Raw genomic sequence first — 20,627 nt, forward strand, 5'->3', positions numbered from 1 at the left:
GCCTCGGGGCAGCGGGGTGGCGCGACAGCGCGTGTGTAGGGGAGGCGGGGTTGCGGGGGAAGGCGGGAGCTTGGCGGCCGATGGCGGAGGCCGACCTGCCGCCCGTTTCCGCGATCGCCGCCGCCGTTCATCCCGGCCATCCCGAATCGGACGAGGTCTTCGCCGAGCGGCTCCGCCTCTCGCCGGAGGGCTGCCTTCTCCTTGAGGTCCGGGGGGAGGCGGCCGGCTACGCCCTGGCGCATCCCTGGACCCGCCGGCCGCCGGCGCTGAACACCCTCCTCGGCGCGCTGCCGGCCAGGCCCGAGGTCCTCCTCCTCCATGACCTCGCGATCCTGCCGGCGGCCCGGGGCGCCAGGGCGGGGGAGGGCGCGGTCGCGCGGCTGGCCGCCCTGGCGGGGTCCTTGCCCCTGGCGCTCGTCGCCATCGGCGGGACGGAGGGCTTCTGGCGCCGCCACGGCTTCGGGACGGTGCCCGATCCCGCGCTCGACGCGGTGCTGCGGCGCTACGACCCCGGCGCCCGCTACATGGAGCGCCCGCCGGGCTGACCGGCCTCGGGGCGGGTCGCGTCCAGCGCGCCCTGGAGCATGTAGGCGGCGGCGGCGGCGTCCACGGCCCGGGCCCGCTTCGCCCGGCTGAGATCGGCCTCGATCATCATCCGGTTCACCGCGGAGGAGGAGAGGCGCTCGTCCCAGAGGGCCACGGGAAGGCCGGTGGCATCCGAGACCGCCATGGCCCAGTCCTTCGCGGCCTGGGCGGCGGGGCCGAAGGAGCCGTCCATGCCGAGCGGCAGGCCGCAGACGAGCCCGCCGGCCCCCTCTTTCTCCGCGATGCGGCGGATCTCGGCGGCCGTGGGGGCCAGCTTGCCGCGCGGCAGGGCGGCATAGGGGGAGGCGAGCATCAGGAGGACGTCCGACAGGGCGATCCCGATGATCCTGCTGCCGGGGTCCAGCCCGATCAGCCGGGCGTGGCGGGGCAGGGCGGCGCGGAGGGCGGGGAGGGGGGTGGCGGGCATGGTCTCGGGGTATCGTCTCAGGGGCGTCCGGTGGAGGGCGCGAGCCAGAGCCGCCGCGCGGCGTAGGAGAGCCAGAGCCGGCGCGTGCCGAGAACGTCCTGGCCGAGGACGAGGTCCACCGGCAGGGAAGGGGGCAGGGGGGCGATGACGATGGGCATCGCCGCCACCATGCCCTCCCCGAGGCGGAGCGTCGCGCCCTCATGGATGTGGAAGGCGGCGGCCTCCCCGCCCGTGCCGAAGACGGTCCCGGCGGGCGGCGCCCGCAGCGCCGCGGCGGGGATGCCGAAGCCGGCGATGCGGTCCTGGCGCAGCACCGTCCGCTCCGCGCCCGTGTCCAGCAGGGCGCGCGCCGGCTGGCCGTTCAGCCGGAGGGGGAGGATGACCAGTCCCGCGGGCGTCACCTCCACCGCGATCCCCTCGGCGGGCCCCCCGATAGGCCAGGGAGGCGGGGCGGCGAGGCAGGCGGGCGAATCGTGCAGCACGGCGCGGCCCGCGGGCAAATCCAGCTCCAGCGCGCCCGCCTGCAGCAGGTCGGCTCCGATGATGCCGGCCAGGCGCCCCTCATCCTCGCTGCTGCCGGGCGCCACGGGAAGGGAGAGGTTCCGGAAGGCACGCCGGCCGATCTGGAAGTGCCGCAGCAGGGCATTCGGCATGCGCGAGGTGCCGCCCACCCCCGTGATCGGCGTCGCCCGCCCGGGATCGAAGGGGAGGTTGAGCGCCGCGGCGGCACCGGGGCGGAGCATGGTGAGGCTGGAGCCCGTATCGAGCGCGAAGGGCAGGGCGGCGCCATCTGCCTGGGCCAGAACCACCGGCACGGGGCCGGGGCCCGGGCCGAGGAGGGAGAGCGCGGCCGGCGCGGCCGGGGCGGCGAGAACCAGGCGGTCCCCCTCTCCCGGAGGGCAGGCCGCCCCGGCGGTGCCCGCGGCAAGGAGGGCGGCGAGCAGCGGGAGGGAGAACGGGCGGGGCGTCATTCCCGGCGATATGCGCCCGGGGAGGCGATGCGGAAAGGCGAGGCCCCTTGACTTGAGGGGTGCCGGGGGCTTCCTGCACCACCGTACCTCAGTCCCAGCTCCGGATTTCCCATGTCGCTCGACCTGCAGACCGTGAGGCGCGTCGCGTCCCTCGCCCGGCTCCATCTGGAGGAGGGGGAGGACCAGCGGCTGCAGGCGGAGCTGAACGGGATCCTCGGCTGGATCGAGCAGCTCCAGGCCGTGGACACGAGCGACGTGGAGCCCCTCTCCGGCGCGGGCGGCACCGCCATGCCGATGCGCGAGGACGTGGTGAATGATGGCGGGCGCGCGGAGGCGGTGCTCGCCAACGCGCCGGACCGCGCGGGCGATTTCTTCGCCGTTCCGAAGGTTGTCGAGTGATGCACCCCACCGATTTCACCATCCGCGGCGCGCTTGAGGCGCTGTCTGAGGGCATCGTCACCTCCGAGGCGCTGACGGCGGCCCATCTCCGGGCGATCGAGGCGCTGAACCCCCGGCTGAACGCCTTCATCACCGTCACCGCCGAGCGCGCGATGGAGGCGGCCCGCGCCTCCGACACCCGGCGTGCCAACGGCGTGGCGGGGAAGCTCGAGGGCATCCCGCTCGCCATCAAGGACCTGTTCTGCACCCAGGGCGTGCGGACCACGGCGGCGTCCCGCATCCTCGGCGAGTTCACGCCGCCCTATGAGAGCACGGTCACTTCCAACCTCCTGCGGGACGGGGCGGTGTTCCTGGGCAAGGTGAACCTGGACGAGTTCGCCATGGGCTCCTCCAACGCCACCTCCGCCTTCGGCGAGGTGGAGAACCCGTGGAAGCGCGGCAACGACGACGGCACGACGCTCGTCCCCGGTGGCTCCTCGGGCGGCTCCGCGGCGGCCGTGGCGGCGCGGCTGGCCATGGGCGCGACGGCGACGGATACGGGCGGCTCCATCCGCCAGCCCGCGGCCTTCTGCGGCATCGCCGGCATCAAGCCGACCTATGGGCGCTGCTCGCGCTGGGGCGTGGTGGCCTTCGCCTCCTCGCTTGACACGCCGGGCCCCGTCGCGCGCACGGTGGAGGATTGCGCGATCCTGCTGGAGAGCATGTCCGGCCACGACCCGAAGGACAGCACCTCCGCTCCCGCCCCCGTGCCCGACTTCGCCGCCGCCTGCGCCCGCGGGGTGAAGGGGCTGCGGATCGGCGTGCCGCGCGAGTACCGGCTCGAGGGGATGCCCGAGGAGATCGAGGCGCTCTGGCAGCAGGGGCTCGCCTGGTTACGCGCGGAGGGGGCGGAGATCGTGGACATCTCCCTGCCGCACACGAAATACGCACTGCCGACCTACTACATCGTGGCGCCGGCGGAGGCCTCCTCCAACCTCGCGCGCTACGACGGCGTGCGCTACGGCCTGCGCCGGGACGGCGAGGACCTGCGCGACCTGTACGAGCGCACGCGCGCCGCGGGCTTCGGCGACGAGGTGAAGCGGCGCATCATGATCGGCACCTATGTGCTGAGCGCCGGCTACTACGATGCCTACTACCTCAAGGCCCAGAAGGTCCGCACGCTGATCAAGCGGGACTTCGACGAGGCCTTCCGCGGCGTGGACGCGATCGTGACGCCCGCGACCCCCTCCGCCGCCTTCGCGGCCGGCGAGAAGCAGGACGATCCTGTGGCGATGTACCTGAACGACGTGTTCACGGTGACGGCCAACCTCGCGGGCATCCCCGGCATGACGGTGCCGGCCGGCTATGACCGCCAGGGCCTGCCGCTCGGGCTGCAGGTGCTCGGCCGCGCCTTCGACGAGGAAACGGTGTTCGCGGTGAGCGCCGCCATCGAGCACGCCGCGGGTCTGACGAAGCTGCCGCAGGTGAGGGCCTTCGCATGAGCTACACGATCTCGGGCGAGACCGGCCCCTGGGAGCTGGTGATCGGGCTGGAGGTCCATGCCCAGGTGACCAGCAACGCCAAGCTGTTCAGCGGTGCCGCCACCGGGTTCGGCGCCGAGCCGAACAGCCAGGTGAGCTTCGTGGATGCGGGCTTCCCCGGCATGCTGCCGGTGATCAACCGCGAATGCGTGGCCCAGGCCGTGCGCACGGGGCTCGGGCTGAACGCGCAGGTGAATCCCTGGTCGCGCTTCGACCGGAAGAACTACTTCTACGCGGACCTGCCGCAGGGCTACCAGATCAGCCAGTTCGCCCACCCGATCGTGGGCGAGGGAAAGATCACGATCGAGCTGTCGGACGGCAGCACGCGCGAGATCGGCATCACCCGCCTGCACCTGGAGCAGGATGCCGGCAAGTCGCTGCACGACCAGCACCCGGGCAAGTCCTATATCGACCTGAACCGGTCGGGCGTGGCGCTGATGGAGATCGTGTCGGAGCCCGACATGCGTTCGCCCGAGGAGGCCGGCGCCTATCTCACCAAGCTGCGGCAGATCCTGCGCTATCTCGGCAGCTGCGACGGGAACATGGAGCAGGGCTCGCTGCGCGCCGACGTGAACGTCTCCGTCCGCAAGGCCGGCGAGGGCTTCCGCACGCGCTGCGAGGTGAAGAACGTCAACTCCATCCGCTTCGTCATGCAGGCGGTGGAGGCCGAGGCGCGGCGGCAGATCGAGGTCTGGGAATCCGGCGGCACGGTCGACCAGGAGACGCGGCTCTTCGACACCTCGCGCGGCGTCACCCGCTCCATGCGGAGCAAGGAGGACGCGCATGATTACCGCTATTTCCCCGATCCCGACCTCCCGCCCCTGGTGATCGAGCCCGGCTGGATCGAGGAGCTGAAGTCGGGCCTGCCCGAGCTGCCCGATGCCCGGCGGACGCGCTACGTCAACGAGTTCGGCCTTTCGGCCTATGACGCCTCGGTGCTGGTGGCGGAGAAGGAAACGGCGGCCTTCTACGAGGAGGTCGCCGCCGGGCGGGACCCGAAGGTCGCCGCGAACTGGGTGATGGGCGACTTCTTTGCCATCCTGAACCGGATGGGCCGCGGGATCGAGGACAGCCCGGTCTCCGCGAAGCATCTCGGCGCCTTGCTGGACCTGATCGCGGACCGCACGCTCTCGGGCAAGATGGCGAAAGAGGTGCTCGAGGCGATGGCCGAGACGGGCAAGCCGCCCGGCACCATCGTGGAGGAGCGCGGCCTCCGGCAGGTTTCCGACACCGGCGCGATCGAGGCAGCGGTGGACGCGATCATCGCGGCCAACCCGGACAAGGTGGAGCAGTACAGGGCCAAGCCCACGCTGTTCGGCTGGTTCGTCGGCCAGGTGATGAAGGCCATGAAGGGGCAGGGGAACCCGGCCCTGGTGAACGAGGTGCTCAAGGCCAGGCTCGACGGCTAGCGCGCGCGGTTGCCGCCGGGCTCGTCCTCCGTCGGCAGCTCGCAGCGGTTGTGGATGTCGGTGGCGGCGATGGCGGCGTGGCCCATCGCCACCACGATCTGGTTGAGGCCGCGCACCACGTCTCCGGCGGCGTAGAGGCCGGGGACGGTGGTGCGGCAGTGGTCGTCCACGATGAGGGATCCCGTGTCGTCGTGCTCGGCGCCGAGGCGGGTGGCGAGGTCGGAGCGCACGGTCAGGCCGAGGGCGGAGTAGAGCGTCTCGAACCGGTGCTCCTGCCCGCCCGCGCGAACGGCGCTGATTCGATCCCCCTCCACCTCCAGCGCGTCGATCGGGGCGGTGATGACGCGGATCCCGTGCTCCTCGGCGCGGCCGGCATCCTCCTCCGAGATCGGGTCGCCCAGCGTCAGCAGCGTGACGTCCGGGCTGTAGCTGCGGGCCACGAAGACCGCCTCGCCCAGCCCCCGCGCGCCGTGGCCGATCACGGCCACCTTGCGCCCGCGCGCCTCGTAGCCGTCGCAGATCGGGCAGTAGCGGACGAGGCCGCGGCGGAGCGCGTCGGCATGGTCGGGGAGGCTGGGCTCGATGTCGTGCGAGCCGGTGGCCAGCAGCACGCGCCGGGCCTCGATCGGGGGGCTGCCGTCCTCGAACCGGGCGACGAAGCGGCCCTCCCGCTTCTCCAGTGCCGTCACCTGCCCCCGGCGGGGCTCGATGCCGTACTGCGCCAGGTTCTCGCGCTGCCGGGCCAGCATATCCCGGCCACCGATCCCCTCGGCGAAGAGGGGAAAGTTATGGCTTGTGGGGATCCAGGCCGCCCGGCTGTCCCCGCCATCGACGAGGGCGAGGCGGCGGTTGAAGCGGGCGAGATAGAGGGCGGCGGTCAGCCCCGCCGGGCCCCCACCGATGATGAGGCAATCGAGACAGCCGTCCTGTTCCATGAGCAACCTCCGCGCGGTGTAACGACGCGCGGGGCTCGCCGGCGTTGCATCACTCCCGCGGATCAGCGCCCGAGGGAGGCGATGATCTCGCGGTTGTAGGACCGGATCATGCCGGGGATCAGGAAGAGGTCCAGCAGCAGCCAGAGGCCGATCAGCCCGAGGCCGAGATAGCCGATCGCCACCGCCGTCAGCGCCCAGGAGACGAGGCTGACCGCGAGCATCACCAGCCCACTCATCGTTCGCCCGGCATAGAAGCGGTGCACGGCGAACCAGCCCAGGAAGAACCATAGGATGTAGCCGACGAGGACGGAGCGCTTGTTCGCGTCGTAATGCATCATCGCGGCGGTGTCGCTCATGCCGGGATGGGGGGAGGAGCCGGACATGTCGGGCGATTCCTTCTCGAAAGACTGCTGCAGCCTGCCCTGTGGGGGCGGCGCGGGCCAGGAGGGGCGGCCTCGGCGGCCGGATTGCGCGAGGGCGGGTGATGCCGTGACCGGCCGGGATCGCCCAGGAAGGGGGCCCTTGGTGACCGGCCCGGGAGGGGACGAAGGGCCCGGCACAATGATTGGGCGGCGGGTGCGTCTCTGCCATGTCCGGCATAGATCGGCTCGTGGGGGGTGGAATTCCAGCCGGGCTTCCCCCAGGGCACGCGCGGGGTGATGCTGGGTGCGAGGAGACCTGCCGATGATTACGCTGCACAGCTGGAACACGCCCAATGGCCGCAAAATCAGCGTGGCGCTGGAGGAGATGGGGCTGCCCTACCGGGTGAAAACCGTCAACATCGGTGCCGAAGAGCAGTTTCGGCCGGAGTTCCTGGCCATCAGCCCGAACAACCGTATCCCGGCGATCGAGGACGACGAGGGGCCGGGTGGCCAGCCGATCAGTGTCTTCGAATCGGGTGCGATCCTTCTCTACCTCGGAGAGAAGACCGGCCGTTTCCTGCCGGCCGACCTGCGCGCCCGCGTGCCGGTTCTGGAGTGGCTGATGTGGCAGATGGGCGGATTCGGCCCCATGCCCGGCCAGGTGCATCACTTCCTCATGCAGCCGGACGGGCCGGCGAAGGATTACGGCCTGGCGCGCTACGGGAAGGAGACGAAGCGTCTCTATGGGGTGCTGGAAAAGCGGTTGGCCGGGCGGGACTTCGTGGCGACCGAGGGCCAGCCGAGCATCGCGGACTTCGCCATCATCGGCTGGGTCTGGCGGCACGAGCGCCATCTCGTCCCCTTCGACGACCTCCCCAACGTGGGTGCCTGGTACGACCGGATGATGACGCGGCCCGGGGTGAAGCGGGGTTTCGAGGTGGCGCTGTCCTGAGCATTTGACGGCGGGGCCGGGTGCGGGTAGAAGCGGCGCCTGCAACGCCGTGTGACTTCCACTCCTGCGGAGGGGTGGCCGAGTGGCCGAAGGCGGCGGTTTGCTAAACCGTTATAGGATGTCAAGTCCTATCGTGGGTTCGAATCCCATCCCCTCCGCCATTTCAACAGCTTAGGCTAACAGTCGACAGGGCCAGCCTAACGGTTCCAGGCTACTGTGCCGACCCTTGTGCCGCCCCCCGGTCGTTTTGAGGCGCTATGGAAATCCCGCGCTGTCTGCGGGGACGGCGCGGAGCTTTGGGGCGAACCGTGCCAGCATCTTTGCCGACCCGCTCCTCCAGTGGTCAGGGCGTCGCTCGTAAGGTGCAGGATTCACCACATCGGCCTCGTCGGCGGTCATGTGCGAATTCGGCTGAAGAACCAGTTCGCTAACTCGTGTGCAGCGGGCAACTTCTTCGGCCAACCCGCGAAGGAGAAGATGAGCGGGTGAGCAGCGTTGTATACACGCGATAAGGGCGCCATCCCTGGCCCGAGCCGGGGGGAGGCGCAAACTGCGACCCTCTTCCGCAATCGTGGCCGATCCATGGTTCGAGTTTGGCCCGGAGCAGTCTGGCCGCTTCTGGGGCACGCTGCCGGAAAGCGCACATGCGGCTGGTGCTCAGGTCCTGACCGCAGGCACCGCTCGGCATTCTTGCAAGCTGCACAGACGCTGGTTCCCCAACTCAGAGAGCGCTGGCGACAGCACGCAGAGCCCGCTCCAGATCGGCACGGTCCACGGGTGTTCCGAGGGCAAGGCGCACGCAATTGGGCGTGCTACCTACCCCGAAGGCCGCTCCGGGTGTGATCCTCACGCCGAGGCCTTCCAGGCGCCGCACCAGGTCCTGCGCCGCCGTCCTCCGCGGCAGGTCGAGCCAGAGATGCATCGAGGCGGGGTGGGCCGCGGGCGCTGCGCGGATCGGCAATAGTTGCGCAGCAAGCGCCTGCCGGAGCCGCGCCTCGCGCCGCTTTTCTGCTTCCAGGAGCTTGGCGGTTCCGTCGCCCACCCAAAGGGACGCGACGGCCGCGCCGAGCGGCGGTGCGGTCCAGACCGTGGCGCGGATGAGGTCGGCGGCCCGGTCAACCTGCCCTGGCGGCGTCAGCATCCAGGCCGCGCGCAGGCCGGGTGTGAAGGCCTTGGAGGTGGAACGCAGATACCAGCTCCTCTCCGGCGCGATCGCCGCCAAGGGCGCGAGCGGCGGATCATCCTCCGTGAGGAAGCCATAAGCGTCGTCCTCGACGATGCGGAAGTCGAGGCGCCGCGCGACCGCGGCCACCGCCTCGCGCCGTTGGGCGGGCATGGTCACGGCCGTCGGGTTCTGCAGCGACGGCATGCAGTAGAGCGCCGCGATGCGGTGGCGCAGCGCCAGCCGTAAGAGGGCGCGCGGGCGCAGCCCGGCCTCGTCCATCGGCACGGGCACGACCTGCAGGCCCAGGGCCGTGGCGCTGGCCCTGATCCCCGGCCAGGTCAGCGCCTCCACCGCGATGGTGTCGCCGGGCCGGGTCGTCGCCATCAGCGCCACGGTGACGGCGTGCTGGGCCCCCGCGCAGATGACGACGCGGGAAGGATCGTCGGGCAGGCCGCGCCGCGACATCCACGCGGCTCCGGCCGCCCGGTCAGCCGCGCGCCCGGCATGGGGCTGGTAGTCGGCCATGGCTGCCCGTTCGCGCCGCAGGACGGCCCGCGCGGCTCTCTCGAAGCGGTCGGCCAGTCCCGGCAGGGGCATGACGTTGCGGGCGAGGTCGATGATGCCGGGCGTCCGTTCCTCGATGCGAAAGGAGGCCGCGTCGATATGGCCGGGCGCGCGGACGAAGCTGCCGCGCCCGACCTCGCCCACCACCAGGCCGCGCGCCTCCAGCAGGCGCATGGCGCGCGATGCCGTGTTGAGCGCCACGCCGTGCCGGAAGGCGAGCTCGCGATGCGTGGGCAGCCGCGCGCCCGGGAGGAGCGTGCCTTCCCTGATCTCAGCCTCCAGGGCCGCCGCGATGTCCTGGGCGCCGTTGCTCATCACTCCGCCATTGTCTCTGAGACAATGTTGCGATTGCCCCAGGACCGTCCGGCTTTCAACCTTGCCCCATGAACGATCTCGCCCCCCATCCCTGGCACCTGACCGCCCCCTCCTTCCCGGAAATCGAGGATGCGGCCGGGCGCATCCGGGGCGTGCTGGTCGAAACCCCGCTGCTGGAGAGTGAGCGCCTGAACGCGCGGCTGGGCGGGCGGCTCCTGGTGAAGGCCGAGGGGCTGCAGCGGACGGGCAGCTTCAAGGCGCGCGGCGCCTGGAACCGCCTCTCGCTCCTCTCGGCCGAAGAGCGCACCCGGGGCGTAGTGGCCTTCTCCTCCGGCAACCATGCCCAGGCCGTCGCCTGGGCCGGGCGGCGCCTGGGCATCGGGACCGTGGTCATCGCCATGCCGGCGGACGCGCCCGCGGCGAAGATCGAGCGGACCCGCGGCTGGGGTGCGGAGGTTGTCCTCTACGACCGAGCGAGCGAGGACCGGGAAGCGCTGGGGCGCCGGCTCGCGGCTGAGCGTGGCCTCATCCTGGTGCCGCCCTATGACGACCGCCGCGTGATCGCCGGGGCGGCTACCCTCGGGCTGGAGGTGGCGCGACAGGCTGAGGCGATGGGGGCGGTGCCGGACGTGCTGCTGGTGTGTTGTGCGGGCGGCGGCCTCACCGCCGGCTGCGCCCTGGCCTGGGAGGCCCTTCTCCCGGCGGCGCGCGTCTTCGCCGTGGAGCCACAAGGCTTCGACGACACGGCCCGCAGCCTCGCGGCCGGGATCCGGCTGGGCAATGCCCCCGGTGCGACATCCATCTGCGATGCGGTGCTGGCGCCGATGCCGGGGGCCCTGACCTTCTCGATCAACGCGCCCCGCCTCGGCGGAGGGCTGGTCGTGAGCGATGCCGAGGCGCTCGCGGCGATGCGGGTCGCCTTCGAGGAGTTCGGCCTCGTGGTGGAGCCGGGCGGCGCCGTCGCGCTCGCGGCCGCTCTGGCCGGTCGTTTGCCTGTCGCTGGCCGGACCGTGGCCGTTGCACTGACCGGTGCGAATGTCGATCCGGGCATGTACCGACGGGCGCTTGCCGCCAGCAGCTAGCGACAGAAAGGCAGCCTGTTCCAGCCCGGCTCAGCCCATAGGCGGCCAGAGAGCGACGTCCGCTACGCGGAAAGCTCTCCGATGATCCGAATGGCCGGGATGGGCGCTCAGCCGTCATGGCCCCGTCGGGTCACAGGCTGCCATTTCACTCGTGGGGAGCTGGCCCGACAAATTGCTGCCCGTGAGGGCCTTCGTGTTGGCTGGCCAGGGGGGCAGCCGGGCTCATCCACATTGCGAGGTCAGCCCAGGCTGATCCCGGTGTCGCGGACCAGTCGCTGGATCAGGGCTCGCTCGCGCACCAGCCGCTCGCCGAGGCGGGCGGGCTCGGCGGCGGTCGCCTCCGCGCCGATCTCGGTGAAGCGCGCCTTCACCTCGGCGTCGGAGGTCGCGGCGTTGATCGCCTCCTCCAGCCGGTGCCGCGCCTCCTCCGGCGTGCCGCTGCGGCAGAAGATGGCGTTCCAGCTCGTGATGTCGAAGTCGGGGACGCCGGCCTCGGCGATCGTCGGCACGCCGGGGATGCCGCCGCGCTTGGCGCTGGTGACGGCAAGCGCCACGGCGCGCCCGCCCTGCACGACGGGGTTGAGCGAGTTCGCGGTGAGGATCCCTGCCGGGAGCGTCCCGGCCGCGAGGTCACGCGCCACCTCGGAGCCGCCGCGGTAGGGGATGTGCTCCAGCTTCACGCCCGCCCGATGTGCGAGCAGCGCGCCGGCGAGGTGGCCGGGGCTGCCAACGCCGGGCGTGCCATAGGAGGTGCCTTCGCGGTCGGCGCGCGCCTTGCCGAGGAAGCCCTGGAGGTCGCGTACGCCCGCATTCGAGGGAACGGCGAGGATGTAGGGGACATCCGCGACGGTACCGACCGGCGCGAAATCGCGCTCGTAGTTGAAGGGCGTGCTGCGGTGAACGAACTGCGCGACCACGAAAGACGCCGCGTCGAACAGCAGCGTGTGCCCGTCCGCGGGGGCAGAGGCGACCGCGTTGGCCGCGAGGGTGCCGCCGGCGCCACCCCGATTGTCCACGACGATGTTCTGGCCGAGCACCGCCGACATCTTCGGGGCGATCAGGCGCGCGAGGGTGTCGGAGTTGCCGCCCGCGGCGAAGGCGACCACGAGGCGGATGGGACGGTTGGGGAAGGCACGTTGGGCCTGGACCGCGGGCGCGGGCAGCAGGGCGGCGCCGCCCAGGGCGAGAAGGGTGCGGCGGGACGGGACGGGGTGCGGCAAGCTGGACCTCCTCGAAACGGCGTTGGTCGCGGGCGGGACGGGGCTCAACCCCTGTTCAGCGGTTCCAGCCCCGTCCGGCGTAACGCCGGCGCGGCCTCGGGAGAGGCAAGGAAGCGGATCAGCGCCGCCGCCGCCCCGCACGGGCGGGGGCTACTGGAGCTACCGGCCGGGGCAGCTCGCGCGGCTGAGCTTCACCCGGCGTGCCCGCGACCTCGGCTTCTCCCTCGAGCCGGTCCGCATCCTTCTCGGCCTCGCCGACCAGCGGGAACGGTTCTGCGAGGCGGTGGACGCCGTCGCGCGGGAGCATATGGCCGAGCTGGACCGCAAGCTCGCCGACCTCGGCGCCCTCCGCCGTGAGCTCGCCTCCCTTATCGGGCAGTGCGGCCACGGCACGATCGCCGAGTGCCGCATCCTGGAGGCCCTGGCGCCGATCCAGGACCTTCTCGAAGCCCCAATCCCCAAAGCGGGACAGAGGACAAGATAGGACCGGGAGTGGTACTTCATGGACCTACTGCATCACGGGGTATCAAGGGTTCAGGTCGGCGCCGAGTCCGGTGATATTGCCACGGACAGCCTGAAGCCGCGCAGGAGGCGCATGTCCCGGTCGAGCGCGTCGGCTGGCATCAGCGCGACGGGGGAGCTCTCTCCCATCTGCGACAGCATCTCGGGCAGGCTGACGGCGGTAACCAGACCTCTCACATAGCAGGTCTCCTCGTCCTCCTCCTGCGGCCCCGCGCCGAAGGGCACCGTCGCGGTTCCCCCCGGCTCGGGAACGGCCTCATGACCGGAGGCGATGCGGAAGCTCCGGGCGGCGAGCCCGTCTCGCTTTTTCTCCACAACCCATCCGCGGATCCCGCGGGCACCAGATCCGTCCTCCCGTTGGGCTTCGAGCCAGAACAGCGGCGGTAAGACGTCCAGCACGGCGGGCGAATGCGACACCTCGGAGGAGGCCAGCCCGCGTGCCAGGCCAGCGATATCATCGTCGATCGCCAGAGCGGGCGCGCCTTCAGAGCGCAGGCGCCGCGCCGCGCGCCGGGCGTCCATCGGTGCGTTCTCGCCGAGCATGGCCGCCAGCAGGCTGCCTCCAGGGAACCTCATCCTCGGCATTCCCTGCATATGCGCCTCCTCCAGGATGCCCAGTGATGCCCGAGGTGACGAGCAGCGCCAACTGGCTGCTTCGACCAGCGGCGGAGAGCTGCTGCAGGCCTGGCCAGCCAGCCGATGTCGGATGCCGAACGCAGAGCCGACATGTTCGTCCACCGTGCACATCCAGCCGCTACGCGCCCATCCCGAACAATGTTGAGCGGTTCCTGCCTCACCAGAGGCAGACACGCTGGTGAGAGCCGGGAGGGCTGGGGGAGACCCTTTCCGTGAACGTGGCCTGTCAATCAGCATGCAAGCTTGAACCCTGATCGGCGTGCAAGATGGTTCCCCGTTCGTGGCGCCTGGTTGGTTCTCCGGATGGGCTGGTTGCGGTTTCTAAATCGCTAGCTGGCCGCGCCGGTCTCGATGATGCCGCATCGATGGGTAAGGCGGACGAGCGTTGAGCACGGTGCGCTATTCGGCGAATAGCAGGCTGGTCGTGGCCAAGTTGAGGCCTGCTTGTAGAGACGGCTGATCAGGTAGAACGGCAACTGGCCGCCAGAGTTCACCTCCGCTTGCCGAAGCTGACGATCCGATGACCGGTGCAGAACACGCCCGGTGCGGCTCCAGACACCAGCACCCCACTCCCGCGCAATCGCTGACTCGCTGCCCTCACCTTTCCGAAAACGACTATTCGTCGTCCGCGGCTTCTGAATGCCCTGTCTTCGGATCCTCGTCCGGACTCTGCTATGCGACCCGAAGCACTTCCGCCAGACGAGCTTGAAAGAGGCGTCCGTTAGCCGGTCGGCTTTAAAGCTTGTTTGATGGAGTTCGGGCTGGGTTGACGAGGGCCTTGGTGGCGGCGAGCACGTCGGTGCGGGCGATGCGGGCCGCCGCGACGTCGAGGCGCCCGGCACGGTCACGCAACAGGCCGTCGCAGTGTGTGAGCCAGCCCAAGCTTCGCTCAACCACCCCTCGCCGAGGCAGCACGACAAAGCCCTGCTGGCCAAGCGATCGCGCGAGGACTTCGTGGCGCATGCCGTGCAGGTTAGGCCATTCGCGGCAGCGCTCGGCGGTGAAGGCGCCGTCGAGGATCGCCACCCGCAGGCTGGGCCAGGTCGCCTTGTCGACGTCGAGCGCGGGCAAGGTGTCGCGCGCCTGGACCGAGGCCGGGAGGACGGCAAGGCCAGCCGGTGACCGTCGGCATCCACCATGGCCACCCGGTTGCGTCCCAGTGTGCGCTCGGCGGCGTCGAAGCCGCGCGGCCCGCGTACCGGGATGCACTTCACCGTTTGCGTGTCGATGATCGCCAGCCGGGGCTCGGTCCTGCGGCCCGCCGCGCGGCGGCGCAGCCGGACCGGGTCGCGCATCATGCGCTCGAAAAGTCCCAGCGCCTGCCAATGCCGGAACCAGCCATAGACCGTGCGCCACGGCGGCATGTCCGGTGGAAGCGCCCGCCGCCCACCGCCCACCCGCAGATGCCCCGCGATCGCCTGCATCACCGCCAAGGCAGGCGTGGCACTATCGCTGGTAGCGGATCAGCCCGCTCCGGCCAGCCCGCCCCCTCGCGGACCGCGCAGTTCAAAACTATGTGCTTCAGGCGCGCCGCATGGCGTGCCCGATGCCGCTCCGTCCATATCTCTCCCGCCCTTCCGCCCCGCCAGGCGGTTCACGGTGTTCACCTCAGGAGCAGATGGGGACGGACGGCGGAGGGCCCCTCGAACAGGCTGTGAGACCTACTACTCGGAGTGGCGACCTTCACCACATAGCTTGGCCCCGCGCACACTCTCGCGCCGGTCCCCTTTCACGCGGCCTCGGCGACCTGGTTCCGCCCCCGGTTCTTTGCCCTGTAGAGACCGCGGTCCGCCTCCGCGATGAGGTCTTCCAGGTCGATGGCCGCTCCTGCAGGGGCGGAGGCAATGCCGACGCTCATCGTCGCTCCCACGCGCTGGCCGGCCACATTCCGCCCTGCCTCCTCGAAGCTCCTGCAAAGCCGCTCCGCGACCGATACCCCGACCTCGGGTGTCACGCCCCTGAGCACGCAGGCGAACTCTTCGCCGCCGAGCCGGAACACCGCATCGTCCTCCCGCAGGACGCTCCGCGCGGTCTCGACAGCGGTGCAGATCACGGCGTCCCCCACGGAATGGCCAAAGCGGTCATTGATGCGCTTGAAATGGTCGAGGTCGAAAGCGAGCACCGTCAGTGGCTGTCCGCCGATCGCCACGACGGCGCCGTGGCGTTCCAGGGCGCGCCGGTTCAGCGCGCCGGTCATCGGATCCTGCAGCGACATCGCCTCATTTCGAGCCGCCTCTCTCTCGCGGGCCAGCGCCACCAGCAGCACGGCCGTGACAAGGGCCTGGATCACGATGCCGAAATTGTAGGCGGCCACGGACCAGGCCTGGGAAGTGGCGGCGCCCAGGGGTGAAGGCAGCCAGGGGGAGAGCACGATCCGGAACGCCGCAAGCACGGCGAAGATCAGGAAGACGCCCCGCAGCACCGGACGAGAAGGTAATTCCGGCGCCCGGCCGGGTGCCAGGTCACGTGCGATCAGCCCATTCAGGACCAGCGTGGCTGCAGTACGATAGACGGCCTCCGCAGCCTCAAGCTGCCACGGGATGAAGATCAAGGCGCTCAGCAAGGCATAGGAGAAGGGAAAGAGGAGCGCCAAGGCCAACCGGGCTGAGCGGCCGGTGAAGTTGCGGACCACATACCAGCCTGCGGAGAAGGCCGCGATGACGAAGGTAACGCCGACCGTCTCGAGCCATTGGCTTGGGAAGGCGTAATCCAGCCCAAAAACTGCGGCGGCCAGGAAGCCGACGAGAAAGGGAAGACTCGCCGCCATCAGCCATCGCCGCCCCTGTCCCCTAGTGCTCGGCAGGACCAGAGCGCCCGTGATGACCAGCATCAGGACAGCGGTGTAGACGATGAGGGTTGGGACACTGAGAGCCAAGTATTCGCTGCCTTCGTGAGAAGGGTTGATCCAAGGACCTACGCGGCACGCCCTAGCCGGTGCCCCGTCCGGCCGCCAGCACATGCGTTAAAGTAAGTTAGGGAGATCGGTACTGAACTGGTGACTCGAGGCTCAGGGTCCATCAATCAGGGCTAGCGCCTGATCTGGGTGGCTGAATCCATGGTGGCCGGAAGTGCTGCCATGGCTGACCTGTTCTGGCTGACAAAGGCGCAGATCTGGTGGATCGCGGATGGTCGTGGCCGCCCCGTGGTCCTGCTCCTTCCCGAAGGCAGATGAGCGATCATAACGGCACGGCCCTGAAACTGCCACCAACCCGGGTCAGAGGGCTGCCCGGCGACAAAGGCTAAGCCAGCGATCGCTTCATGCAAGGAAAAGAACAGAACTCGCGATCACCTGCAAATACGGGTTTCTCAACGCGGAACCGTGTTGCTACGCTGATCCCAACAGCGGTTTCCGGTCCGTGTTACCGCGGAAGAGGCCGAGAAAACCGGCCATTGGGAGGATCTGCCCGAATGCGCCTCGGCACGGGCTCTGCGATGCTGACATCGGCAGGGTGCCTCGCACTGCCTTGTCGGCCGATGACATGATGCGCGCCTGCGCTGCTACAGCGGCAGTGGGGGAGGGAGCTTCACCCCGGGCGGTGCTTCCGCCGGGGATCGTTGAGGATGAGGCACCTGTGCTGGCCGCCGGCCCTGCCGATCGGATGCAGGTGCCTTGCGATGAGGATGCGCTCCAACATCGGCGAAGCCGGCTTGCAAAGCGGTGAAGGCGGTTCAACCCTTGGTGGCTTACCCCGAGGATCGGGCGATGCCTGATTGGTTCGAACCTGCTCGTCGTCGCGAAGCGGGCGGAGAGGTCGTTTCTGGCCGGCGATACAGGGCGCATCCTGGAAGGCGAGGCGCGACTTCCGCAGGACCGCCAGCAGATCGGGCCGTCCGGTGCGGCACTCGGGCGCCGGCACATGCCATGCTGGACGGCGAAGAGGCATCGAACGCCTACTTCGGCATATGCAAGCCGGTCCTTGAAGTCCGGTGAGGCGAAGGGAGAGGAAGCAAGAATGGAGCGTGTCGGTTTCATCGGTCTCGGGCGGATGGGGCGTCCCATGGCGTCGAATCTGCGCCGCAAGCAGTTCGCCCTGTCGGTCTTCGACATGGCACCCACCGCGGCGGCGGCGCTGGAGGAACTGGGGGCGAGCCGGGCCTCCTCGCCGGCCGAGCTGGCGCGCTGCTCTTCCGTCGTCATGACGATGTTGCCGGGGCCGCGGGAGGTGCGTGAGGTGGTGCTGGGCGCGGACGGCCTGTTGGCACACCTCGCCCCGGGATCGCTGGTCATGGACACCTCCACCGTGGATCCTGCCACGAGCGACGCGCTGGCTGCGGCATGCGCGGAAAAGGGCGTCGGCTTCGTGGACGCGCCGGTTGGTCGCCTGGCGAGCCACGCGGAGCGCGGCGAGAGCCTGTTCATGGTAGGGGCGAGCGACACGGATTTCGCCCGCGTCCGACCCCTGCTGGAGGCGATGGGAAGCACCATCCACCATTGCGGGCCGCCGGGCAGCGGCACGCGCACGAAACTGGTGAACAACCACCTTGCCGTGCTGCTCTGCACGCTCAACGCCGAGGCGCTCGCCCTGGCGGCGAGCTTCGGGCTCGACCTGGAGCGGACGCTGGAGGTGCTGCACGGCACCACTGCGACCAATGGGCAGCTGAAGGTCAACTGGCCGCAAAAGGTACTCGCCGGCGACACGGGGCCGGGCTTCGCCATCGACCTGGCCCATAAGGACCTGACCCTGATCGTGGAGGCGGGCAATGCGGAACGCGTGCCTCTGCCCATGGCGGCGGCCGGGCGCGAGACGCTCTCCTCCGCTCGCGCGCGCGGCTTTGGAGGGAAGGACTTCTCCGCGCTGCTCGACGCGCAATGCGACCTCTCGGGCCTGCCGCCGCCGAGATTGAAGGCTGGCACGCCGCCTGGCTGAAGGGCTGTACATATCCAGGATCGCCGGCAGACCTCACCTTCTGCCGGGCGATCCGCTCGAAGGCGATGCGGCCAGCCCGTGGGCAGAAAGAGGACGAGGTGTTGATGACGACCTTCGTGGCCGGAGACTCCGAAACGGTGGAGCAGCCTCGCGCATCCTGGCCGCGCGAGATCTATGACGTCCTCCGCAGCATGGATGTCACGATCGCCGCCTATGTTCCCGATGGGGGCCATGCCGAGCTGATCCAGCGATTGCACGACGACCCCGCGGTCACGGCAGTGCCGCTGACGACCGAGGAGGAGGGGGTTGCCTTGGTCAGCGGTGCCTGGATCGGCGGCAGGCGAGGCGTGCTGCTGATGCAGTCGAGCGGTGTCGGCAATTGCGTCAACATGCTGTCGCTCGTGAAGACCTGCCGCTTCCCTTTGCTCGCCCTGGTGACCATGCGCGGTGAATGGGGCGAGTTCAATCCGTGGCAGGTTCCTATGGGATCGGCGACGCAGCAGGCACTCGAGCTGATGGACGTGAAGGTTTTCCGCGCTTCGGACCCGTCCGAAGTGGCGCCTACCGTGGAAGCGGCGACACGGATGGCCTTCCTCGGGGGAACACCCGTGGCGGTGCTGCTGTCACAGAAGCTCATCGGCGCGAAGGTCTTCACCAAATGACGGGGGGCGACATGGCGGCCCCTCCAGCACTCGACCGGCGGGCAGTCGTTCTCGAGATCATGCGGGGCCGTCGGGACCTGCTGGTCGTCGCCAGCCTCGGCTCGCCTACCTACGATCTGGCAGCAGCCGGGGACCATGAGCGGAACTTCTATCTCTGGGGTGCCATGGGCGGCGCAACGACTTTCGGTCTGGGCTTGGCCCTGGCTCAACCTGAGGTGCCGGTTCTCGTTCTCGTCGGGGATGGAGAGTGCCTCATGGGCCTGGGCGCTCTGGCGACCATCGCCGTACAGCGCCCCGCGAACCTCTCCGTGGTCGTCCTGGACAACGGCCTCTACGGTGAAACCGGCGCGCAACGGAGCCATACCTCCGGCGGCCTGACCGATTTGGCTCAGGTGGCGCGGGCCTGCGGCATCGCCGAGACGATGCGGATCGAGACGGAGGCGCAGGTCAAGGAGCTGGCGGAGAGGGTGGGCCGGCTCGGAGCGGGGCCGCTCGTCGCCGTGGTCCGGATCGGTGGCGAGGAGAAGCCCCGCTGCATCCCTTCTCGCGACGGGGTGGCGCTGAAAGCGCGCATGCGCCGGGCACTCGGTCTGGACTCGATGTGAACCGGCCGCTGGGAGCTTGCCCCGGCGAGGGAACCTCCGCGTCGAACACGCGACGTCTCGTCCCCGCGATGAACTCGCTGCACCCCCGAGCTGGCAAGGGCCGCGGCAGGCACGCGATCTCTCCGAAGAGGGCTCGTGCCGCTGCGACTCCCTTGCGCGTTGCGAGATTTCTGTTTCCTATCTGCATCCAAGAAGAAGTCGACGGGAGGAATGATCATGGACCGCCGTGCCCTGCTGGGCGGCTCTGCCGCCATCTTGCCGGCTGCGCTCGCCGCACCTGCGATAGCGCAAACGCTGCCGGAAGTTCGGTGGCGCCTGACCTCATCTTTCCCGAAGAGTCTCGACCTCCTGTCGTCGGCCCCGGAGAATGCTGCGCGGCGGATCGCGGCGCTGACGGACAACCGCTTCCAGATACGCGTCTTCGCTGCGGGCGAGATCGTCGGCGGATTACAGGCGCTCGACGCCGTGCAGGCGGGCACGGTGGAAGCAGCGTTCACGGCTCCCTACTACTATGTAGGCAAGGACCCGACCTTCGCCTTCTTCTCCGTCCTGCCATTCGGTCTGACGCAGCGACAGATGACTGCCTGGCTACGCCACGGAGGCGGCCTTGATCTGGCGAACGAGCTGTTCAAGGAATACAATATTCTCGGATTTCCGACCGGCGATACCGGCGCGCAGATGGGGGGATGGTTCCGCAAGGAGATCCGCACCCCGGACGACTTCAAGGGCCTGAAGTTCCGGGTCGCCGGACTGGCCGGTGAGGTTTTCGCGCGCATGGGCGCCGTGCCGATACAGATCGCGGCCGGTGATATCTATCCCTCCCTTGAGCGCGGCACGCTGGACGCCGTGGAGTTCGTGGGGCCGCATGACGACGAGCGGCTCGGCTTCGCGCGCGTGGCACCCTACTACTACTATCCCGGCTTCTTCGAACCGAGTGCGCGCCTGTTCACGATGGTGAACCTCCGTGCCTGGGAAGCGCTTCCCGAGCAGTACAAGCAGGCCTTCCAGGTTGCCTGCCTCGAGCAGGAATCAGAGCTGACCAGTCGCTATGACCATTCCAATCCGCAGGCACTCCGGCGGCTGGTAGCGGCTGGTACGCAGCTGCGTGCCTATCCTCGCCCGGTGCTCGAGGCGGCCTGGCGCTCCGCCAATGCTGTTTTCGAGGAAACGGCGCAGCGGAACGAGAAGTTCCGGAAGGTGCTGGAATCCTATCGTCGGTACCGCGACGAGGAGTTCACTTGGTTCCGCGTGGCCGAGAACTCCTATGACAACTTCGCATTCACGGCGACGCAGATGGTCCGTTGATCAAGGGCCGGCGGCGAGGCCTCTCGTGGGCAGCGCCGGCATGTGCCTGTGCGATGGTTGCGGCGATGTCGTTCCCGGCAGGACCGGCTGGAACGCCGATCCTCCTCGGCTGATCAGAGCGTC

At 69.6% G+C, this 20,627-nt stretch carries 20 protein-coding genes, 1 tRNA gene and 1 pseudogene; 12 read left to right on the plus strand and 10 right to left on the minus strand.

The window, feature by feature from the left end; genetic code table 11:
- The first annotated feature begins 80 nt into the window (after window positions 1-80).
- Entirely contained in the window at window positions 81-545 is a 465-nt protein-coding gene (locus tag FHS87_RS09195; protein ID WP_184516705.1) for a GNAT family N-acetyltransferase, read from the plus strand.
- On the opposite strand, the gene ruvX is transcribed toward FHS87_RS09195, so the two are convergent.
- Together ruvX and FHS87_RS09205 are read right to left on the minus strand one after the other, a co-directional pair.
- On the minus strand, window positions 521-1,012 hold the full coding sequence (ruvX, locus tag FHS87_RS09200) for a Holliday junction resolvase RuvX (RefSeq protein ID WP_184516708.1): 492 nt from the start codon (window positions 1,010-1,012) through the stop codon (window positions 521-523). The two genes, FHS87_RS09195 and ruvX, sit on opposite strands and share 25 nt — an antisense overlap.
- 17 nt (window positions 1,013-1,029) lie before the next feature.
- Window positions 1,030-1,983, minus strand: a complete 954-nt coding sequence (locus tag FHS87_RS09205; protein WP_184516711.1) for a retropepsin-like aspartic protease — start codon at window positions 1,981-1,983, stop codon at window positions 1,030-1,032.
- 111 nt (window positions 1,984-2,094) lie between these two features.
- Here FHS87_RS09205 and gatC point away from each other — a divergent pair, with 111 nt between their 5' ends.
- The 3 genes from gatC to gatB are packed head-to-tail and all read left to right on the plus strand — an operon-like array spanning window position 2,095 to window position 5,311.
- The gene (gene gatC, locus FHS87_RS09210; RefSeq protein ID WP_184516714.1) at window positions 2,095-2,382 is read left to right on the plus strand and encodes an Asp-tRNA(Asn)/Glu-tRNA(Gln) amidotransferase subunit GatC; all 288 of its coding nucleotides are present in this window, start codon (window positions 2,095-2,097) and stop codon (window positions 2,380-2,382) included.
- Window positions 2,382-3,863 (plus strand): Asp-tRNA(Asn)/Glu-tRNA(Gln) amidotransferase subunit GatA, encoded by a 1,482-nt coding sequence (gene gatA / locus FHS87_RS09215; protein ID WP_184516717.1) that lies wholly within the window; start codon window positions 2,382-2,384, stop codon window positions 3,861-3,863. Before gatC ends, gatA begins: the two co-directional genes overlap by 1 nt.
- Complete coding sequence (gatB, locus tag FHS87_RS09220) at window positions 3,860-5,311, plus strand: Asp-tRNA(Asn)/Glu-tRNA(Gln) amidotransferase subunit GatB (RefSeq protein WP_184516720.1); 1,452 nt, start codon at window positions 3,860-3,862, stop codon at window positions 5,309-5,311. Before gatA ends, gatB begins: the two co-directional genes overlap by 4 nt.
- Here gatB and FHS87_RS09225 read toward each other — a convergent pair.
- Both FHS87_RS09225 and FHS87_RS09230 read right to left on the minus strand, forming a co-directional pair.
- Window positions 5,308-6,246 (minus strand): NAD(P)/FAD-dependent oxidoreductase, encoded by a 939-nt coding sequence (locus tag FHS87_RS09225; protein WP_184516723.1) that lies wholly within the window; start codon window positions 6,244-6,246, stop codon window positions 5,308-5,310. The two genes, gatB and FHS87_RS09225, sit on opposite strands and share 4 nt — an antisense overlap.
- Window positions 6,247-6,308: 62 nt before the next feature.
- On the minus strand, window positions 6,309-6,629 hold the full coding sequence (locus tag FHS87_RS09230) for a TM2 domain-containing protein (protein WP_221299731.1): 321 nt from the start codon (window positions 6,627-6,629) through the stop codon (window positions 6,309-6,311).
- Between the two features lie 301 nt (window positions 6,630-6,930).
- Between FHS87_RS09230 and FHS87_RS09235 the strand changes: the two genes are divergently transcribed.
- Both FHS87_RS09235 and FHS87_RS09240 read left to right on the plus strand, forming a co-directional pair.
- Complete coding sequence (locus tag FHS87_RS09235; RefSeq protein ID WP_184516727.1) at window positions 6,931-7,560, plus strand: glutathione S-transferase family protein; 630 nt, start codon at window positions 6,931-6,933, stop codon at window positions 7,558-7,560.
- A gap of 68 nt (window positions 7,561-7,628) precedes the next feature.
- Window positions 7,629-7,721, plus strand: a tRNA-Ser gene (locus FHS87_RS09240).
- Between the two features lie 560 nt (window positions 7,722-8,281).
- Here the strand turns inward: FHS87_RS09240 and FHS87_RS09245 are convergent.
- Window positions 8,282-9,604 (minus strand): aminotransferase-like domain-containing protein, encoded by a 1,323-nt coding sequence (locus FHS87_RS09245; RefSeq protein ID WP_184516730.1) that lies wholly within the window; start codon window positions 9,602-9,604, stop codon window positions 8,282-8,284.
- 68 nt (window positions 9,605-9,672) lie between these two features.
- Between FHS87_RS09245 and FHS87_RS09250 the strand changes: the two genes are divergently transcribed.
- Window positions 9,673-10,686 carry a threonine ammonia-lyase gene (locus FHS87_RS09250; protein WP_184516733.1) on the plus strand — a complete coding sequence of 338 codons (1,014 nt, stop codon included), beginning with the start codon at window positions 9,673-9,675 and terminating at the stop codon, window positions 10,684-10,686.
- A gap of 239 nt (window positions 10,687-10,925) precedes the next feature.
- Here FHS87_RS09250 and FHS87_RS09255 read toward each other — a convergent pair whose 3' ends face one another.
- Window positions 10,926-11,906, minus strand: coding sequence for a Bug family tripartite tricarboxylate transporter substrate binding protein (locus FHS87_RS09255; protein ID WP_246418272.1), 981 nt, complete (start codon window positions 11,904-11,906; stop codon window positions 10,926-10,928).
- Between FHS87_RS09255 and FHS87_RS09260 the strand changes: the two genes are divergently transcribed.
- Window positions 11,878-12,390 (plus strand): MerR family DNA-binding protein, encoded by a 513-nt coding sequence (locus tag FHS87_RS09260; RefSeq protein ID WP_312861942.1) that lies wholly within the window; start codon window positions 11,878-11,880, stop codon window positions 12,388-12,390. The two genes, FHS87_RS09255 and FHS87_RS09260, sit on opposite strands and share 29 nt — an antisense overlap.
- A gap of 50 nt (window positions 12,391-12,440) precedes the next feature.
- On the opposite strand, the gene FHS87_RS09265 is transcribed toward FHS87_RS09260, so the two are convergent.
- The 4 genes and pseudogenes from FHS87_RS09265 to FHS87_RS09275 all read right to left on the minus strand — a co-directional run bounded on the left by FHS87_RS09265 (window position 12,441) and on the right by FHS87_RS09275 (window position 15,939).
- Window positions 12,441-13,166: a hypothetical protein gene (locus tag FHS87_RS09265; RefSeq protein WP_184516742.1), complete on the minus strand. Its 726-nt coding sequence runs from the start codon at window positions 13,164-13,166 to the stop codon at window positions 12,441-12,443.
- A gap of 633 nt (window positions 13,167-13,799) precedes the next feature.
- Window positions 13,800-14,135: a hypothetical protein gene (locus tag FHS87_RS23715; RefSeq protein WP_246418273.1), complete on the minus strand. Its 336-nt coding sequence runs from the start codon at window positions 14,133-14,135 to the stop codon at window positions 13,800-13,802.
- Window positions 14,136-14,368: 233 nt separating this feature from the next.
- A pseudogene (locus FHS87_RS24605) lies at window positions 14,369-14,488 on the minus strand (transposase); the annotation flags it as partial.
- 305 nt (window positions 14,489-14,793) lie between these two features.
- Window positions 14,794-15,939 carry a GGDEF domain-containing protein gene (locus tag FHS87_RS09275; RefSeq protein ID WP_184516748.1) on the minus strand — a complete coding sequence of 382 codons (1,146 nt, stop codon included), beginning with the start codon at window positions 15,937-15,939 and terminating at the stop codon, window positions 14,794-14,796.
- Between the two features lie 982 nt (window positions 15,940-16,921).
- Between FHS87_RS09275 and FHS87_RS09280 the strand changes: the two genes are divergently transcribed.
- The 4 genes from FHS87_RS09280 to FHS87_RS09295 all read left to right on the plus strand — a co-directional run bounded on the left by FHS87_RS09280 (window position 16,922) and on the right by FHS87_RS09295 (window position 20,504).
- Entirely contained in the window at window positions 16,922-17,932 is a 1,011-nt protein-coding gene (locus FHS87_RS09280) for an NAD(P)-dependent oxidoreductase (protein WP_184516751.1), read from the plus strand.
- A 104-nt stretch (window positions 17,933-18,036) separates the two neighbouring features.
- Window positions 18,037-18,594 (plus strand): thiamine pyrophosphate-binding protein, encoded by a 558-nt coding sequence (locus FHS87_RS09285; RefSeq protein WP_184516754.1) that lies wholly within the window; start codon window positions 18,037-18,039, stop codon window positions 18,592-18,594.
- Window positions 18,591-19,199, plus strand: coding sequence for a thiamine pyrophosphate-dependent enzyme (locus tag FHS87_RS09290; protein WP_246418275.1), 609 nt, complete (start codon window positions 18,591-18,593; stop codon window positions 19,197-19,199). The genes FHS87_RS09285 and FHS87_RS09290 overlap by 4 nt, the downstream gene beginning before the upstream one ends.
- A gap of 216 nt (window positions 19,200-19,415) precedes the next feature.
- A complete protein-coding gene (locus FHS87_RS09295) occupies window positions 19,416-20,504 on the plus strand; it encodes a TRAP transporter substrate-binding protein (protein WP_184516757.1) in 1,089 nt (362 codons plus the stop codon).
- Window positions 20,505-20,627: the final 123 nt, after the last annotated feature.

This window comes from Muricoccus pecuniae (assembly GCF_014199205.1).
GTDB lineage: Bacteria > Pseudomonadota > Alphaproteobacteria > Acetobacterales > Acetobacteraceae > Roseomonas > Roseomonas pecuniae.